Raw genomic sequence first — 15,362 nt, 5'->3', positions numbered from 1 at the left:
CATGAATATACTTTTTATATTCATTCAGAGAATGATAAGGCGATGATGTTAAGCGCCGATTGTTTGCCGGCAGGCGAAGGAACTTCGACAGGAAGCGGAGGTGTTATGTTACCAGGACAAGGTAAGTTTGGTGTTGTTATTAGTAAAATTCCCGTCATGCAGTCAGGGTTAAAGGTTATCTTCAATGAAAATCTCCCTGATTACGAACTCAGTTTTTGTCGTTCTCATGATGAGCTCACCCTTTTGCAACTGCGGCGGGCAGTGCTGGTCGTCGCGGATATCTCCGGCGAGATTGCGCATCCCCGTGCCGTCTGCGAACGGTATTACTCTCTGATGACGCAGTATCGTGATATTCACTGGGTTTTTATGGTCAGTGACAGCCTCTATCCATTGGCCGTTGAGCTTTTAATTCGCCCTGAAAGTTCGCTGATCTCGGAGAGTGAGCCGGTTAACCGGTTGATTGAGGTGATTTGCGCCGGCAGTCGTGCCGCTGAGCAAATTAGCCGGACGTTGTTCACCGGAGACGAGGATAGCGATTTCGCAAGCTACCACTCTGCGGCGATGCTGACCCTTTCGGAACGCAAGGTTTTGCGTCTTCTGGCAAAGGGATGGGGAATCAATCAGATCGCTGCGCTGTTGAAAAAGAGCAATAAAACCATCAGTGCGCAGAAAAATAGCGCAATGCGACGCTTATCACTGCGAAGCAATGCTGAAATGTATGCCTGGATCAACAGCGTGCAGGGAATGCAAGAGCTGAATATCAATTCAGCTTACGGGGAGCAAATGGAATGGAAAAAAATAGCACAACCCGCCATGTCGCCATCGTAGAAAAATGTGTGATGACGGAAATGGCCTGGCGCTATATCTTTAGTCGTGAAGATAATAGCCGATATCATATTCATCTGTTTAAAAATGTCAGTATGCTCAGGGCGGCGGAAACATCGTTTTCCTGGTCGGCCATTATCTTTTCTCTTTCGGGAAGCCGTTCTTCACGAGCTGAGAGTCTGCTTTTTGTTCATGAAATGGCGCGGTGTCGGCCGGAAGTCCAGGCAATTATTCTGGCTAATAATGAAAGTGAAATGCATCTGATCGGCCATCTTATGCCGGCCTGTCTGCACGGCATACTGAATAAATCCGCGCCGCGACGCGGGTTACAGGAGCGTTTGTTACAGTTGCTGGACAATCATCACCTCAGCGGCAGCGAACAATTTTGCGACAGAGAGGCGTGCAACGATCCGCTAAGTCCAACGGAGCACGCCATCCTTCGGTATATGTCGTGGGGATATTCGCTTTCTGATATTGCGATACAGCTGAACCGGAACATTAAAACTATCCGCGCGCATAAATTTAACGCCATGACCAAGCTCGGGGTTCGCTCAGACATCGGTTTATTAAACGCGGCGGATATCTTGCTGCATTTACCGATGAGCGGCGCGAACAACGCCGTTAAACAGGTGGCGTAACGCGGCTATAAACACACGTCTACCCATGTCGCATCGGTGAGCTGCGCCAATCGTTCTGGTTCAATACGAACGGCGCTGTGAATGGCTCCCGCTGCGGGTAGCACCTCCTGATAGTGCCTGAGCGAGACGTCGCAATAGACGGCCAGCGGGTTTTCCAGACCAAAAGGGCACACGCCGCCTACCGGATGACCGGTCCAGGTCACCACCTCATCGCTGCTTAACATTCTGGCTTTCGCACCAAAGGTCTCTTTCAGCTTTTTGTTATCCAGCCGCGCATCGCCCCTGGCGACGATCAGTACAATCTTATCCTTGATCTTGAGCGACAGCGTTTTGGCGATTTGTCCAGGCTCAACGTTGTGTGCGGCAGCGGCGAGCGCGACGGTGGCGGTACTCTGATTTAACTCAATAATTTCGATATCGGGGGCGTGTTCGGCAAAAAACTGCCGTACAGACTGCAGACTCATTGGATTCTCCTGATTTAAGCCTGGTTAAATCTGTCACAAGCCTGGCGGAGTGTAAATAACAGCGCGGACAATCCAGATTCTTTCTATTTTGTCGATCTCCTTCACATTCACCGTAACCGGTTACTGTAACCGGTTGCGGTTGTGCGCGTAGAGATGAATACTGGAACAGTCACTTCTCACTTTATTTATAACATAAGAGCCGTGTATGAATCGTTGCGTCATGAGCAGTATAGCCGGTAATCCATCAGCGGCCTGCTGCATCAAAAAGCGGTCATCGTAACGGCAGGGTAATCGTTGTTGGGCCAGTATCAATAGCCTGTCAGGAGGGCTACTATGTCTGCTAACCATGCTGCGTTTAATTTGATATTTCGCTTTGTAGAAAATTACATAAGCCCCATAGCAGGGCGGATCTCATCGCAGCGTCACGTCATGGCTATCCGTGACGGTTTTATCTCAGCGATGCCATTTATGATCGTCGGATCGTTCCTGCTGGTGTTTGCTTATCCACCTTTCTCACCGGATACCACCTGGGGTTTTGCCCGCGCCTGGCTGGATCTGGCAAAAGAGTTTGAGGGGCGTATTCTGACCCCCTTTGATATGACGATGGGGATCATGTCGATCTACATCTGCGCGGCGATCTCCTATAACCTCGGTAAGCACTACGAGAAATCCAATCAGCTCGATCCCTTTATGTGCGCAATGCTGTCGATCATGGCCTTTTTGCTGATTGCCGCGCCGAAGACCAATGGCACGCTGCCGGTGGATAGCCTCGGGGGGACCGGGATCTTTACCGCGATTCTGGTGGCGATCTATTGCGTGGAAATGATGCGTTTTTTGAAAGCGCACAACATTGGGATCCGCTTGCCGGACCAGGTTCCGCCGATGATCAAAAACTCCTTTGATCTGTTGATCCCGGTGCTGGTGGTCGTGCTGACGCTGTATCCGCTGAGTCTGTTTATCCAGCACCATTTTGACATGCTGATCCCGCAGGCCATTATGGCCATCTTCAAACCGCTCGTTTCGGCAGCCGACTCTCTGCCGGCAATTCTGCTGGCGGTGCTTATTGGCCACCTGTTGTGGTTCGCCGGGATCCACGGTGCCGCGATTGTGTCCGGGATGCTGCAGATGTTCTGGCTGACCAACCTCGGTATGAACCAGCAGGCGCTGGCCCAGGGGGTGCCTCTGCCGCATATCTTCATGGAGGCGTTCTGGACATTCTTCATAGTGGTTGGTGGTTCCGGGGCGACCATGGGGCTGGTGTTCTGTTATCTGCGTAGCCGCTCAGCGCATTTGCGCTCCATTGGCCGTCTGAGCGTGGTGCCAAGCCTGTTTAACATTAACGAGCCGGTTATCTTTGGGACGCCTATCGTCATGAATCCGGTGTTCTTTATTCCGTTCCTGCTGGCGCCAATGGTGAACGCGGTGCTGGCTTGGGCAGCAATGAAGCTGGATCTGATTGGCCGCGTTATCTCGGTGGTACCGTGGACGGCGCCAGCACCGATTGGCGGCGCCTGGGCGCTGGGCTGGGATTTTCGGGCGGCGGTTCTGGTGATCGTTCTGGCCTGCGTGTCGGCGATTATCTACTTCCCGTTCTTTAAGGTGTATGAGAAACAGCTGCTTGCTCAGGAAGCGGAAGAGGCCGAGCGAGCAGAGCAGGAGAGTCAACAGACCGCATAAATAGCAACGGGCGGCAAGGGCCGCCCGTTAATTTTGAGGTAGGGGGCGTTATTTCAGCGTGCAGTCGCCGCACTGTTGGACATCCGGCAGGCGATAGCGCTGGCAGCAGGTGCGTCGGACTAACAGCCCTTCACGCAGCACCACCGTTCGCCACAGCGGGTTATCCTGACCATCGGCGAGCTGTTTTTCAAAAAAACAGTGTTGACGCAGAGCGGCGACCTGCTCATCGCCCAGCAGCGTGCGCATTTCACCTAAATACCAGTTGATCAGATAGCCGGTATTACTCCAGATAAGTTTGCCATTGATCTCGCCCGTCGCTTCCAGCGCCTCAACAACCGGCTGCAGGGTACGAATCACCAGGGCATCTATCCGCGCCTGCGGTGGAAGCGCTGCTATCCTGGCATCGTTATGCACATCAATCCAGAAGCAGGCAGCCCGACCGCTCTCGTGAAATTCGACATGGAAATGTTCTGGCGCCAGGCTGAGTCCCTGCGGTTCATTAAGCAGCGCCAGCATCAGCGGCGGCACCAGCAGGCCGATATACCACTGGGCCCAGAGCGAGAGCAGGGGCTTCTGTTCACGCGGCTGCGTGGGCTGATGACGATAGATATGATCGGACCAGGTGGCCAGCAGGGTGCGTAACGCGATGGGTTGCGACCACTCGGCGAGCGTTAACGCATGCGGCGGGGCAGGCTCATCAAGACGCAGGAAATCCAGCAGATGAGGGCGCAGGGCAGTGATTTTTGCCCGAAGACTCTCCGCCAGCGCGCGTTCAGCCGTCGGGAAGGGAGCCCGCCAGATGAGTTCGTCGCTAAGAGAAAGGGAGCGCCAGGCCATTTGATTTCCAGATACAAATCTAAATGATAATGATTCCTGATATTAGTTGTTTGCAGGCGGCATGGCAAGGAGTTTGTCGGCGCCGCGATACCGCGGCGCGCGAAGGAAAAGCTAACTGGCAAGAATAATATTGCGTCCTTTATTTTTGGCCTCATACAGTGCGCCATCGGCTCGTGCCAGCGCTTGCTCAATGTTGTCATCAATGAGCGGCGTCAGGCCAATGCTGATGGTCACGTTGGTGGCGACACTTTCATTAAACATATGCGGGATCTTCAGATCATAGACCCGCTGGCGAATGCGTTCGGCAGCCTGCCAGGCGGTTTCCTCGCTGCTGTTGGTCAGCAGGACCATAAACTCTTCCCCACCAAAACGAGCGACAATATCGCGTGAGCGCACGGCGTTGCGGATCGCGGCAGAGACGCGAATCAGCGCCTGGTCGCCCATCATATGGCCATAGTGGTCGTTATAGGCTTTAAAGTGATCGATATCGAGGAGCAGCACAAAGTGGTTGTCGCCGTCCAGCGCCAGCAGGGTGTCGAGGCGGTTCTGTAGCCCGCGGCGATTATACAAACCGGTCAGGGGATCCAGCATACTGAGATCGTTGAGCGTGTTGCGTTCCTGCATCAGCTTATCCATTAATCCTTGCGTGAAGGCATCGTTGCGCTTCTGGATAATATTTTGCAGGGTAATACCGGCAATAGGCAGCACAAAACAGTAGGTCATGCGCAACCATTGTTCCCCCTCTGACATTATCAGGCAGATAAGGAAAGTCGGTAAAGAGTGAAGGGTAAAGGCAGTGATATTATTGGAAAAAGCGATGGTGCCGATAAACAGAATGCTTAATAGGGCGATTACCAGATAGTTAAAATGCGGCGGTGTCAATAGCATCGCTTTTGCCACCACGTGCCATGCCCAGAGCATGCCAAATAACAACGAGATAGCCGGAATATTTATTTTCGCTTGCGGCCATTTCCAGTGCCAGAGCAGCAACAGCCCGCTGCAGGCCACGATCAGGGCGCAGGGCAGCGTAAAACGAACTACCGTAAATAGTGGGCTGACCAGCGACAGAGAGGAGGAAATGAAATTAAGCAGTAAAAAAAGCCGTAAGGAATATTGATATTTTTGTGCGTAGTGTGCTCGCCAGGTTTGTGCAGTCATATCGGAAGAATCATTATTAGTCGTTAAATTTCAAAATGATGAAAGCCAAAAATGAAGAGTCTGATAACAATGTGCAAAAAAAGGTTATTTGCAAAATAAGCAAAATATTTAATATATATCGATAATCCGCTTAATTTATCACCTTCATGAATGTATGTCATTACCGCGAACGTAAAGAAAAAGACGCAGAGCACATCGCAAATGACAAATGATAAATGTTATCATATGATATTGGTTATCATTATCGTTTTGAGAGGTGAAACCATGTTGCAGCGGGCATTAGGGAGTGGTTGGGGTGTGGTGGTTCCCGGCGTGCTGATTGCCGCTCTCGGGTATGCCGGAGTCTCGGCCGATGTGTGGCGGGCGCTGGTCACGGTGGGCATGCTGATGTCCGCAGCGATGATATGGCATCGTCAACTGCGCCATTTTATCCTGCTGCCATCTTGCGTTGCATTGATTGGTGGAATAATGCTGATGATTCTGGATTTTAAACTAGGGGGATAATGCCGGAAGAGAAAAGAATATTGGTGCGAGGGGGGGGACTTGAACCCCCACGTCCGTAAGGACACTAACACCTGAAGCTAGCGCGTCTACCAATTCCGCCACCTTCGCACAGTATTCATTCTTTAGGATATTGCCTCGTTGGTGCGAGGGGGGGGACTTGAACCCCCACGTCCGTAAGGACACTAACACCTGAAGCTAGCGCGTCTACCAATTCCGCCACCTTCGCCCAGTGCGAGCAATATCTTTGTGGATTATGGTGCGAGGGGGGGGACTTGAACCCCCACGTCCGTAAGGACACTAACACCTGAAGCTAGCGCGTCTACCAATTCCGCCACCTTCGCATACCATCGACACTATGAAAGTATCGTTACCACGGAGGCGCATTCTAGTGGTTTTCGGCGGCACGTCAATAGTTAATTATGCAGGTTGTATCGATTGCTGCAAAAATGGTCGGGTTTGCCGCGAAGAAGAGCCAGCGGCACCGCAAGTGGGCCGCTGGCGCCAGAAGACGATTATTTTTTCGCCTGGCGGGTCATGATGGTGCGATAGACCTTAAACCGTCCTGTTTGGGCGATCACTTCATGGAAGCCAAATGTCTCATCCAGTACCTGGGGATACGGCAGGAAGGCGTTGGCGACAATGCGCAATTCGCCGCCGCTGTTCAGATGGCGAACCGCGCCGCGGATCAGCGCCTGGGCCGCTTCGAGGCTGGTCTGCAGCCCATCATGGAATGGTGGGTTGGAGATGATCATGTCGAAGCGACCATTGACCTCCGAAAAGACGTTGCTGGCAAACACATCGCCTGCAAAACCATTAGCGGCAAGCGTCGCGCGGCTGGCTTCGACCGCCGGGGCGCTGACGTCGCACAGGGTCAGACGCACCTTCGGCGAATGGCTGGCCAGCACTGCGGCCAGCACGCCCGCGCCGCAGCCGACATCCAGCACTTTCCCTTTGGTATGCGGCTCGAGAGTGGACAGCAGCAGCTGACTGCCGACGTCCAGACCGTCGCGACTAAACACGCCAGGCAGCGTTTTAATCGTCAGATTATCCAGCGCATACTCGCCCCAGAATGCGTCGGCGTCGAAGGTCGGCTGCTTTTCCAGACGACCATGGTAGAGGCCACAGCGACGGGCGCTGTCGATTTTATTCAGCGGGGCATATTCGGCCAGCATTTGCTCTGCGCTGCGAACGCCGCTACGGTTTTCCCCGACGACGAAAATATCGATTCCCACCGGCAGCAGAGAGAGCAGGTTCATCAGCTGGAACTGCGCCTCGGGTTTGTTCTTCGGCCAGTAGTAGATCAGGGTGTCGCAATCGGCGACGTCGGCGGCCTCGGCCACTAAGCTAAAACGGACGTTGTCACCCATCTGACGGTTCAGCACCTGCCAGTGGTGGAACTGTTGGGTATGAGCGCGGCTGGCCGCGGTATCCAGACGCGCAGGCAGGTCATCCTGCAGGTCACCGGCAAACAGAACGCGGGCGGACTCGAAATCATCACTGTGGCGCAGCAAGACTTCACTTGCCGGGGTAAAAGCGGACATGAAACACTCCTTCATTAAGACTGGCGCCGATTATAGTAGTTTGTTGGCGCAGATACGACGGATTTGCTATATTGCGCGCTTGTTTACCAGGAGTGTTTCGCTATGACATCCCGACGAGACTGGCAATTACAGCAGCTGGGCATTACCCAGTGGTCGCTGCGCCGACCGGGGGCGTTGCAGGGCGAAATCGCTATCTCGCTTCCTGAACATATTCGTCTGGTGATGGTGGCAGAAACCCCGCCGTCGCTGACAGAGCCGCTGATTGGCGACATATTACGCGCGCTGGCCGTGACGCCAGATCAGGTCCTGCAGCTTACCCCCGAGCGGGTGGCGATGCTGCCGCAGGACAGCCGTTGCAACAGCTGGCGGTTGGGCACAGAGGCGTCGCTGCCGCTGGCGGGCGCCCAGGTGTCCACCCCCGCTTTTGATGAACTTCAGACCAGCGCGCCCGCTCGCAGGGCGCTCTGGCAACAAATCTGCGCACATGAACACGATTTCTACCCTCAGCACGGCTGATTTATCCAACGCCTGGAAAATCGAAAAACGCGCCCACGCTTTTCCGTGGAGCGAACAGACCTTCGCCAGCAATCAGGGTGAACGTTATCTGAATTACCAACTGGCAGTGGATGGGGAAATGGCGGCCTTTGCCATTACTCAGATTGTCCTTGATGAAGCGACGCTGTTTAACATCGCCGTCGACCCCGCATACCAGCGCCGTGGCCTGGGACGGGAACTGCTGGAACATGTTATCGATGAAGTTGAAAAACGCGGCGTCGTCACGCTGTGGCTGGAGGTGCGCGCTTCCAACGCAGCCGCCATTGCGCTCTATGAAAGCGTAGGCTTTAACGAAGCGACCATCCGCCGCAACTACTATCCGACGGTCGACGGGCGCGAAGACGCCATCATTATGGCTCTGCCAATCAGTATGTAAGACAAGGTGATACGATGAAATGGGACTGGATTTTCTTTGATGCCGATGAAACGTTGTTTTCGTTTGATTCTTTCAGCGGCTTACAGCGGATGTTTCTCGACTACAGCGTGACATTTACCGCCGAAGATTTTCAGGACTATCAGGCCGTGAATAAGCCGCTGTGGGTGGATTATCAAAACGGCGTCATCACCTCGCTGCAGCTGCAGCACCAGCGCTTTGACAGCTGGGCGGAACGTTTGAATGTTAAGCCGGGTGAGCTCAACGACGCGTTTATGAATGCGATGGCGGAAATCTGTGCCCCGCTGCCGGGGGCGGTCTCGCTGCTCAACGCGCTGCAGGGCAAGGTCAGGATGGGCATCATCACCAACGGTTTTACCTCGCTGCAGCAGACTCGTCTGGAACGCACAGGTTTACGCGATCACTTTGATTTACTGATTATTTCTGAAGAAGTCGGCGTCGCCAAGCCGGATGCGCGCATCTTCGATTACGCGCTGGCGCAGGCGGGTAATCCACCGCGCTCGCGAGTACTGATGGTCGGTGATACCGCTGAGTCGGATATCCGCGGCGGCGTAAATGCCGGCCTGGCGACCTGCTGGCTGAATGCGCACCAGCAAACGCTGCCGGTAGACCTGCAGCCCGACTGGACGGTGACCTCGTTAAGCGAACTGGAGCAGCTCCTGTGTAAACACTGATTGCCTCCCCCCCATTGATGGGTAAAATAGCCGCAATTTTTCGTATTCCACATGCGCAGCCCGTTGCTGCGTTTACTTAGAAGATTAATTATGACGTTGTCTCCTTATCTGCAAGAGGTGGCCAAACGCCGCACTTTTGCCATTATTTCTCACCCGGATGCCGGTAAGACCACCATCACCGAAAAGGTGCTGCTGTTCGGACAGGCTATTCAGACCGCCGGTACCGTAAAAGGCCGTGGCTCCAGCCAGCATGCAAAGTCCGACTGGATGGAGATGGAAAAGCAGCGTGGGATCTCAATCACCACCTCGGTGATGCAGTTCCCGTATCACGACTGCCTGGTGAACCTGCTGGATACGCCGGGGCACGAAGACTTCTCCGAAGATACCTACCGTACTCTGACGGCGGTTGACTGCTGTCTGATGGTGATCGACGCGGCGAAAGGCGTTGAAGACCGGACCCGTAAGCTGATGGAAGTTACCCGTCTGCGCGACACGCCGATCCTCACCTTTATGAACAAACTCGACCGTGATATCCGCGATCCGATGGAGTTGCTGGATGAAGTTGAGAATGAGCTGAAAATCGGCTGCGCGCCGATTACCTGGCCTATCGGCTGCGGCAAGCTGTTCAAAGGCGTTTATCATCTCTACAAAGATGAAACCTACCTGTATCAGACCGGTAAAGGCCACACCATTCAGGAAGTGCGCATCGTGAAGGGGCTCAACAACCCGGAACTCGACGCAGCGGTGGGGGAAGACCTGGCGCAGCAGTTGCGCGACGAGCTGGAGCTGGTGCAGGGCGCGTCAAACGAGTTCGATAAAGATCTGTTCCTGGCGGGCGAAATCACCCCGGTGTTCTTCGGGACCGCGTTAGGTAACTTCGGCGTTGACCATATGCTGGATGGCCTGGTGGAGTGGGCGCCGGCGCCGATGCCGCGTAACACCGACACGCGTGAAGTCACCGCCACGGAAGAGAAATTTACCGGCTTCGTGTTTAAAATTCAGGCCAACATGGACCCGAAACACCGCGACCGTGTGGCTTTCATGCGCGTGGTGTCCGGCAAATATGAAAAAGGCATGAAGCTGCGTCAGGTGCGTATCGGTAAAGACGTCGTGATTTCCGACGCGCTGACCTTTATGGCCGGCGACCGTTCTCACGTTGAAGAAGCGTATCCGGGCGATATCATCGGCCTGCATAACCACGGCACCATTCAGATTGGCGATACCTTCACCCAGGGCGAGATGATGAAGTTCACCGGTATTCCGAACTTCGCACCGGAACTGTTCCGTCGTATTCGCCTGAAGGATCCGCTGAAGCAGAAACAGCTGCTGAAAGGGCTGGTTCAGCTCTCTGAAGAGGGCGCGGTACAGGTCTTCCGTCCGATCGCCAATAACGACCTGATCGTCGGCGCTGTTGGTGTGCTGCAGTTTGACGTGGTGGTAGCGCGTCTGAAAAGCGAATACAACGTGGAAGCGATTTACGAATCAGTCAACGTGGCCACCGCGCGCTGGGTTGAATCCACGGATGTGAAGAAATTCGAAGAGTTCAAACGTAAAAACGAAGTTCAGCTGGCGCTGGATGGCGGCGATAATCTGACCTATATCGCCCCGACAATGGTCAACCTGAACCTGACGCAGGAGCGTTATCCTGACGTGGTGTTCCGCAAAACGCGCGAGCACTAATCCCTGATGAAGCGCGGCATAGCCCGCGCTTTTTTCTTTCCATGCTCGCGTTTCCCTCCTTCTGGAAAGTTCTTAAAACACCGCTAATTCGTCTGTTTTTTGTCCATATCATCCGCAACCCCTTCGTCTGTCTACTATATTTAATTCGTGATTTTAAAAATGCTGGCGTAATTCACTGCTTTCAGACGCCAGCGCTGGTGAAAAAACGAGGACATCACGATGACCAGACTAAAGAATGCCAATATGTTGCTGGCGCTCTTCTTAGGCTTAGCCGCGTTGAACGCCTCGGCAGAGACGGAAAAAACAACGGTAGACAGTGCGAAGTCGGCTGCCAGCAATGCGGGAGAGGCGGTAGACAATTCGATTAATAAAGTCGGCGATTTTATGGATGACAGCACCATTACCGCGCGGGTAAAAGCGGCGTTGATCGACCATAAAGATATTAACTCCGGCGATATTTCGGTGAAAACGGAGAATAAAGTGGTCACCCTCAGCGGCGACGTCACCAGTACTGAACAGAAAAGTCAGGCACTGAGCGTAGCGAAAGGGGTCGAAGGCGTCTCGCACGTTAACGACAAGCTGACGGTCCATCATAAATCATCGAGCGAGACGGCGACGCTGAAAGGCTATGCCGGGGATACCGCCATTACCAGCGAAGTGAAAGCCAAGCTGCTGGCGGATGACATTGTCCCTTCGCGCAATGTGAAAGTCGAAACCAACGCCGGCGCGGTGCATCTGACCGGTACGGTGGCTTCCGCGGCGCAGGCGGAGCGTGCGGCAGAGATTGCGAAAGCGGTCTCCGGCGTGAAAAGCGTCCGCAACGATCTTAGCGTTAAGTAAATCGAGTTATTAACAAAAGTGTTGTCTGGCCAAGGTTGCCGAACGAATAGCAGCATCCTCTGAGCGATGAGCTATACAGAAAGGGTGCGCAAACCGCTGTTCACCGTCCATTATGGTAAGGAGAAAAGTATGTTTCGATGGGGAATTATTTTTCTGGTCATTGCATTAATTGCTGCGGCCCTGGGCTTTGGTGGTCTGGCGGGTACTGCCGCTGGCGCCGCGAAAATCGTCTTTGTCGTCGGGATTATCCTGTTCCTGGTGAGCCTGTTTACAGGACGCAGACGTCCTTAGGTGGCCCGCGATGCGGGCGATGCTGAAGCCTGAGCATTTTTACTGACACGTCATCTTACACAAAGCCAGTCCTGCGGACTGGCTTTCGCGGTTTAAGCGATGGGCAAATTGCGTTACCTTGTCAGGAGAAGACCAATCGAACAGGAAAGCAGGGTGGGGCAACGCATTCCCGTCACGCTGGGCAATATCGCCCCGCTGGCGGTTAAACCCTTCCGACCAGGTAAGCTGGCGCTGGTATGCGAAGGCGGGGGACAGCGAGGGATTTTTACTGCCGGGGTGCTGGACGAATTTATGCGCGCCGGATTTAACCCCTTTGATCTGATGTTGGGGACCTCCGCCGGCGCGCAAAACCTCTCCGCCTACATGTGTAATCAGCAAGGCTATGCCCGCAAAGTTATCACCCGCTACACCACCTCACGCCAGTTTTTCGATCCGATGCGCTTTGTGCGCGGCGGCAACCTTATCGATCTCGACTGGCTGGTGGAGGCCACTTCGCAGCAGATGCCGCTGGCCATGAATTATGCTGAAGCGCAGTTCGCGTTGGGGAAAGAGCTGTGGCTGTGCGCCTGCCGCGGTGACGATTACTCTGCCAGCTATTTTTCGCCGACGCCGCAAACGTGGCTGGACCTGATCCGCGCCTCCAGCGCCATCCCCGGCTTTTATCGCAGCGGCGTGTTGCTCGACGGCGTCAGCTACCTTGACGGCGGCGTCAGCGATGCGATCCCGGTGCAGGAGGCGGCCCGCCGCGGCGCGCAGACCATCGTGGTGATCCGTACCGTCCCCTCGCAGATGTTTTATACCCCGCAGTGGTTTAAGCGGATGGAGCGCTGGCTGGGGGAGAGCAGCCTGCAGCCGCTGGTCAATCTGGTGCACCACCACGAAAACACTTACCGCGCTATCCAGCAGTTCATCGAGAAGCCACCCGGCAAGCTGCGGATCTTCGAAATCTACCCGCAGCGGCCATTGCGCAGTATGGCGCTTGGCAGTCGGCTGCCGGCGCTGCTGGAGGACTACAAAACCGGACGTCAGTGTGGCCGCTATTTCCTGGCGACGGTGGGTAAACTGCTGGCCGATCAGCCGCCGCTGCTGCGCCATGCGCCGCGTATTGCCCGGCCTGCGCCGGTGGTGGTGCCGCCCGTACCGGTGGCCAATGAAGCGCCTCAGGCGACTGTCATTCCTGCACCGCAGGCGAATGACGCCAGCTTTGATCATGAGGATCTGGCATGAGCCACCGTTTTATCGATACCCACTGCCACTTCGATTTTCCTCCCTTCGCCGAGGATGAAACCGCCAGCCTGGCGCGCGCGGCCCAGGCCGGTGTCGGGCAGATCATTGTCCCGGCCATCTCCGCTGCGCGTTTTAACCGGGTGCTGGCGCTGGCGGCGCAGCATGAGGCGCTGTACGCCGCGCTGGGCATGCATCCGATCGTCATTGAGCAGCATGCCGATGAGGGATTGGCGCAGCTGGAGAGGTGTCTGTCCCTGCGTCCGCCAAAACTGGTGGCGGTGGGGGAGATTGGCCTCGATCTCTATCGCGACGATCCGCAGTTTGACCGCCAGCAAGCGCTGCTGGAGGAGCAACTGAGGCTGGCGAAGCGTTACGATCTGCCGGTGATCCTCCACTCCCGACGTACCCACGATAAGCTGGCGATGCTACTGAAAAAACATGCCCTGCCGCGCACCGGCGTGGTACATGGCTTCGCCGGCAGCCTACAGCAGGCCGAGCGCTTCGTTCAGCTCGGCTATAAGATTGGCGTTGGCGGCACTATTACCTATCCGCGCGCCAGCAAAACCCGCGAAGTGATGGCGCGTCTGCCGCTTTCCGCGCTGCTGCTGGAGACCGATGCGCCGGATATGCCGCTGAATGGTTTTCAGGGTCAGCCGAACCGCCCTGAACAGGTGGCGCGCGTATTTGACGCGCTATGTGAACTGCGCGCGGAACCGGCACCGACGATTGAAGCCGCGGTGATGGCGAATACAAAAAGCCTCTTTTCCGCGCTCGCGGGCTAAGCCTCTCCTTTTCCGCCCGAGATGAAGCAGGCCTCGATTTTGGCCTGCTGTGATAATTCCATCATTTTTTGTCCATCTAAAATTCTTTATATCTCAATAATAAACTGTTGTTTATGGCGACGATGTGCACAAATTGTGCGCCATGGCGTCGAGAAACCTTAGTAGGATATGTTAGAATAATAACATCATCACTCACTGCGCTTTGCCGGTTATGCTTAAACAGGACGTAAAGGTAAGCGTCGCGATGATGGATGATTAATTGTGACTTACATCACATCACAGTAATGCAAATTAGTAAGTAGTTTTCATTAACTGTGATGAATGTCGAAGTGTAACAGCGAGTGGATGTTACAATAGTAACAGACTCGCAAGGTGAACAAACTATTGATCCGGCATGACGCCGGCGGAGTATGAAATGACTGATTTAAAAGCAAGCAGCCTGCGCGCGTTAAAACTGATGGACCTGACCACCCTGAATGACGACGACACCAATGAGAAAGTCATTGCCCTGTGTCATCAGGCGAAAACCCCGGTGGGTAACACTGCGGCGGTGTGTATCTACCCGCGCTTCATCCCGATTGCCCGTAAAACGCTGAACGAGCAAGGAACGCCGGATATTCGCATCGCCACGGTCACCAACTTCCCGCACGGTAATGACGATATCGACATTGCGCTGGCGGAAACCCGCGCAGCGATCGCTTACGGTGCCGATGAAGTGGACGTGGTCTTCCCGTACCGCGCGCTGATCGCCGGCAACGAGCAGGTCGGTTTCGAGCTGGTGAAAGCCTGTAAAGAGGCCTGCGCGGCGGCCAACGTGCTGCTGAAAGTGATCATCGAAACCGGTGAGCTGAAAGAAGAAGCGCTGATCCGCAAAGCGTCTGAAATCTCTATCAAGGCAGGCGCTGACTTTATCAAGACTTCGACCGGTAAAGTGCCGGTGAATGCCACGCCGGAAAGCGCGCGCATCATGATGGAAGTGATCCGCGATATGGGCGTTGAGAAAACCGTTGGCTTCAAGCCTGCCGGCGGCGTACGCAGCGCGGAAGATGCGCAGCAGTTCCTGGCGATCGCTGATGAACTGTTCGGCGCCGACTGGGCCGATTCTCGTCACTATCGTTTTGGCGCATCCAGCCTGCTGGCTAGCCTGTTGAAAGCGCTGGGTCACGGCGACGGCAAGAGCGCCAGCAGCTACTAATCCCTTGATTTGCCGGATGGCGCTGCGCTTATCCGGCCTACGAATGGATGCCTGTAGGCCGGATAAGGCGCTCGCGCCGT

18 protein-coding genes and 3 tRNA genes are annotated in these 15,362 nt (G+C 54.8%); 13 read left to right on the top strand and 8 right to left on the bottom strand.

All coding sequences use genetic code 11. The annotated features are described in order from the left end of the window. The first annotated feature begins 105 nt into the window (after positions 1-105). Together FHW76_RS19590 and bglJ are read left to right on the top strand one after the other, a co-directional pair. The gene (locus tag FHW76_RS19590) at positions 106-828 is read left to right on the top strand and encodes a LuxR C-terminal-related transcriptional regulator (RefSeq protein ID WP_008807539.1); all 723 of its coding nucleotides are present in this window, start codon (positions 106-108) and stop codon (positions 826-828) included. After that, the gene (gene bglJ, locus FHW76_RS19585; RefSeq protein WP_022065583.1) at positions 789-1,463 is read left to right on the top strand and encodes a DNA-binding transcriptional activator BglJ; all 675 of its coding nucleotides are present in this window, start codon (positions 789-791) and stop codon (positions 1,461-1,463) included. The genes FHW76_RS19590 and bglJ overlap by 40 nt, the downstream gene beginning before the upstream one ends. Before the next feature lie 5 nt (positions 1,464-1,468). Here the strand turns inward: bglJ and FHW76_RS19580 are convergent, their stop codons facing one another. After that, positions 1,469-1,927, bottom strand: coding sequence for a YbaK/EbsC family protein (locus FHW76_RS19580; RefSeq protein ID WP_008807537.1), 459 nt, complete (start codon positions 1,925-1,927; stop codon positions 1,469-1,471). 333 nt (positions 1,928-2,260) lie between these two features. Between FHW76_RS19580 and FHW76_RS19575 the strand changes: the two genes are divergently transcribed. Beyond that, on the top strand, positions 2,261-3,604 hold the full coding sequence (locus FHW76_RS19575) for a PTS cellobiose transporter subunit IIC (protein WP_012968989.1): 1,344 nt from the start codon (positions 2,261-2,263) through the stop codon (positions 3,602-3,604). Positions 3,605-3,652: 48 nt separating this feature from the next. On the opposite strand, the gene fhuF is transcribed toward FHW76_RS19575, so the two are convergent. The 3 genes from fhuF to FHW76_RS19560 all read right to left on the bottom strand — a co-directional run bounded on the left by fhuF (position 3,653) and on the right by FHW76_RS19560 (position 5,793). Continuing rightward, positions 3,653-4,441, bottom strand: a complete 789-nt coding sequence (gene fhuF / locus FHW76_RS19570; RefSeq protein WP_032731594.1) for a siderophore-iron reductase FhuF — start codon at positions 4,439-4,441, stop codon at positions 3,653-3,655. 111 nt (positions 4,442-4,552) lie between these two features. Beyond that, positions 4,553-5,599 carry a GGDEF domain-containing protein gene (locus tag FHW76_RS19565; RefSeq protein ID WP_008807534.1) on the bottom strand — a complete coding sequence of 349 codons (1,047 nt, stop codon included), beginning with the start codon at positions 5,597-5,599 and terminating at the stop codon, positions 4,553-4,555. A 23-nt stretch (positions 5,600-5,622) separates the two neighbouring features. Beyond that, positions 5,623-5,793 (bottom strand): hypothetical protein, encoded by a 171-nt coding sequence (locus FHW76_RS19560; protein WP_012542929.1) that lies wholly within the window; start codon positions 5,791-5,793, stop codon positions 5,623-5,625. 70 nt (positions 5,794-5,863) lie between these two features. Between FHW76_RS19560 and FHW76_RS19555 the strand changes: the two genes are divergently transcribed. Next, entirely contained in the window at positions 5,864-6,103 is a 240-nt protein-coding gene (locus FHW76_RS19555) for a DUF1435 domain-containing protein (RefSeq protein ID WP_012542928.1), read from the top strand. A gap of 21 nt (positions 6,104-6,124) precedes the next feature. On the opposite strand, the gene FHW76_RS19550 is transcribed toward FHW76_RS19555, so the two are convergent. The 4 genes from FHW76_RS19550 to rsmC form a co-directional block, all read right to left on the bottom strand. Continuing rightward, positions 6,125-6,211: transfer RNA gene (locus FHW76_RS19550), tRNA-Leu, on the bottom strand. Between the two features lie 31 nt (positions 6,212-6,242). After that, positions 6,243-6,329: transfer RNA gene (locus tag FHW76_RS19545), tRNA-Leu, on the bottom strand. Positions 6,330-6,357: 28 nt separating this feature from the next. Next, a tRNA-Leu gene (locus FHW76_RS19540) sits at positions 6,358-6,444 on the bottom strand. Positions 6,445-6,615: 171 nt separating this feature from the next. Beyond that, on the bottom strand, positions 6,616-7,644 hold the full coding sequence (rsmC, locus tag FHW76_RS19535) for a 16S rRNA (guanine(1207)-N(2))-methyltransferase RsmC (protein ID WP_008807532.1): 1,029 nt from the start codon (positions 7,642-7,644) through the stop codon (positions 6,616-6,618). Between the two features lie 102 nt (positions 7,645-7,746). Between rsmC and FHW76_RS19530 the strand changes: the two genes are divergently transcribed. From FHW76_RS19530 to deoC, 9 genes are all read left to right on the top strand, one after another. Then, positions 7,747-8,160, top strand: a complete 414-nt coding sequence (locus FHW76_RS19530; RefSeq protein WP_004146046.1) for a DNA polymerase III subunit psi — start codon at positions 7,747-7,749, stop codon at positions 8,158-8,160. Then, positions 8,129-8,575, top strand: coding sequence for a ribosomal protein S18-alanine N-acetyltransferase (rimI, locus tag FHW76_RS19525; RefSeq protein ID WP_016160260.1), 447 nt, complete (start codon positions 8,129-8,131; stop codon positions 8,573-8,575). The genes FHW76_RS19530 and rimI overlap by 32 nt, the downstream gene beginning before the upstream one ends. Positions 8,576-8,589: 14 nt before the next feature. Next, a complete protein-coding gene (yjjG, locus tag FHW76_RS19520) occupies positions 8,590-9,267 on the top strand; it encodes a pyrimidine 5'-nucleotidase (RefSeq protein ID WP_008807530.1) in 678 nt (225 codons plus the stop codon). Positions 9,268-9,357: 90 nt separating this feature from the next. Continuing rightward, a complete protein-coding gene (prfC, locus tag FHW76_RS19515) occupies positions 9,358-10,947 on the top strand; it encodes a peptide chain release factor 3 (protein ID WP_008807529.1) in 1,590 nt (529 codons plus the stop codon). Between the two features lie 219 nt (positions 10,948-11,166). Next, positions 11,167-11,787, top strand: a complete 621-nt coding sequence (gene osmY, locus FHW76_RS19510; protein WP_008807528.1) for a molecular chaperone OsmY — start codon at positions 11,167-11,169, stop codon at positions 11,785-11,787. 129 nt (positions 11,788-11,916) lie between these two features. Next, the gene (locus FHW76_RS19505; protein ID WP_002887716.1) at positions 11,917-12,078 is read left to right on the top strand and encodes a DUF1328 domain-containing protein; all 162 of its coding nucleotides are present in this window, start codon (positions 11,917-11,919) and stop codon (positions 12,076-12,078) included. Positions 12,079-12,231: 153 nt separating this feature from the next. Then, the gene (locus tag FHW76_RS19500) at positions 12,232-13,305 is read left to right on the top strand and encodes a patatin family protein (RefSeq protein WP_008807527.1); all 1,074 of its coding nucleotides are present in this window, start codon (positions 12,232-12,234) and stop codon (positions 13,303-13,305) included. Further along, complete coding sequence (locus FHW76_RS19495; protein ID WP_022065753.1) at positions 13,302-14,087, top strand: TatD family hydrolase; 786 nt, start codon at positions 13,302-13,304, stop codon at positions 14,085-14,087. The genes FHW76_RS19500 and FHW76_RS19495 overlap by 4 nt, the downstream gene beginning before the upstream one ends. 415 nt (positions 14,088-14,502) lie before the next feature. Further along, positions 14,503-15,282: a deoxyribose-phosphate aldolase gene (deoC, locus tag FHW76_RS19490; RefSeq protein ID WP_002887784.1), complete on the top strand. Its 780-nt coding sequence runs from the start codon at positions 14,503-14,505 to the stop codon at positions 15,280-15,282. Positions 15,283-15,362 lie beyond the last annotated feature (80 nt).

It is taken from the genome of Klebsiella sp. RC2 (genome assembly GCF_014192815.1).
Classification (GTDB): domain Bacteria; phylum Pseudomonadota; class Gammaproteobacteria; order Enterobacterales; family Enterobacteriaceae; genus Klebsiella; species Klebsiella variicola.
The sequence above is the reverse complement of the archived record's forward strand: the minus strand, read 5'-3'. Positions and strand labels throughout refer to the sequence as shown.

Bases quoted from the DNA above. Each gene is read 5' to 3' on its own strand.
- FHW76_RS19495 (WP_022065753.1), top strand. From the start codon at position 13,302: ATGAGCCACCGTTTTATCGATACCCACTGCCACTTCGATTTTCCTCCC.
- bglJ (WP_022065583.1), top strand. From the start codon at position 789: ATGGAAAAAAATAGCACAACCCGCCATGTCGCCATCGTAGAAAAATGT.
- FHW76_RS19575 (WP_012968989.1), top strand. From the start codon at position 2,261: ATGTCTGCTAACCATGCTGCGTTTAATTTGATATTTCGCTTTGTAGAA.
- FHW76_RS19530 (WP_004146046.1), top strand. From the start codon at position 7,747: ATGACATCCCGACGAGACTGGCAATTACAGCAGCTGGGCATTACCCAG.
- prfC (WP_008807529.1), top strand. From the start codon at position 9,358: ATGACGTTGTCTCCTTATCTGCAAGAGGTGGCCAAACGCCGCACTTTT.
- osmY (WP_008807528.1), top strand. From the start codon at position 11,167: ATGACCAGACTAAAGAATGCCAATATGTTGCTGGCGCTCTTCTTAGGC.
- deoC (WP_002887784.1), top strand. From the start codon at position 14,503: ATGACTGATTTAAAAGCAAGCAGCCTGCGCGCGTTAAAACTGATGGAC.
- FHW76_RS19580 (WP_008807537.1), bottom strand. From the start codon at position 1,927: ATGAGTCTGCAGTCTGTACGGCAGTTTTTTGCCGAACACGCCCCCGAT.
- FHW76_RS19590 (WP_008807539.1), top strand. From the start codon at position 106: ATGTTACCAGGACAAGGTAAGTTTGGTGTTGTTATTAGTAAAATTCCC.
- rsmC (WP_008807532.1), bottom strand. From the start codon at position 7,644: ATGTCCGCTTTTACCCCGGCAAGTGAAGTCTTGCTGCGCCACAGTGAT.
- rimI (WP_016160260.1), top strand. From the start codon at position 8,129: ATGAACACGATTTCTACCCTCAGCACGGCTGATTTATCCAACGCCTGG.
- yjjG (WP_008807530.1), top strand. From the start codon at position 8,590: ATGAAATGGGACTGGATTTTCTTTGATGCCGATGAAACGTTGTTTTCG.
- fhuF (WP_032731594.1), bottom strand. From the start codon at position 4,441: ATGGCCTGGCGCTCCCTTTCTCTTAGCGACGAACTCATCTGGCGGGCT.
- FHW76_RS19555 (WP_012542928.1), top strand. From the start codon at position 5,864: ATGTTGCAGCGGGCATTAGGGAGTGGTTGGGGTGTGGTGGTTCCCGGC.
- FHW76_RS19505 (WP_002887716.1), top strand. From the start codon at position 11,917: ATGTTTCGATGGGGAATTATTTTTCTGGTCATTGCATTAATTGCTGCG.
- FHW76_RS19565 (WP_008807534.1), bottom strand. From the start codon at position 5,599: ATGACTGCACAAACCTGGCGAGCACACTACGCACAAAAATATCAATAT.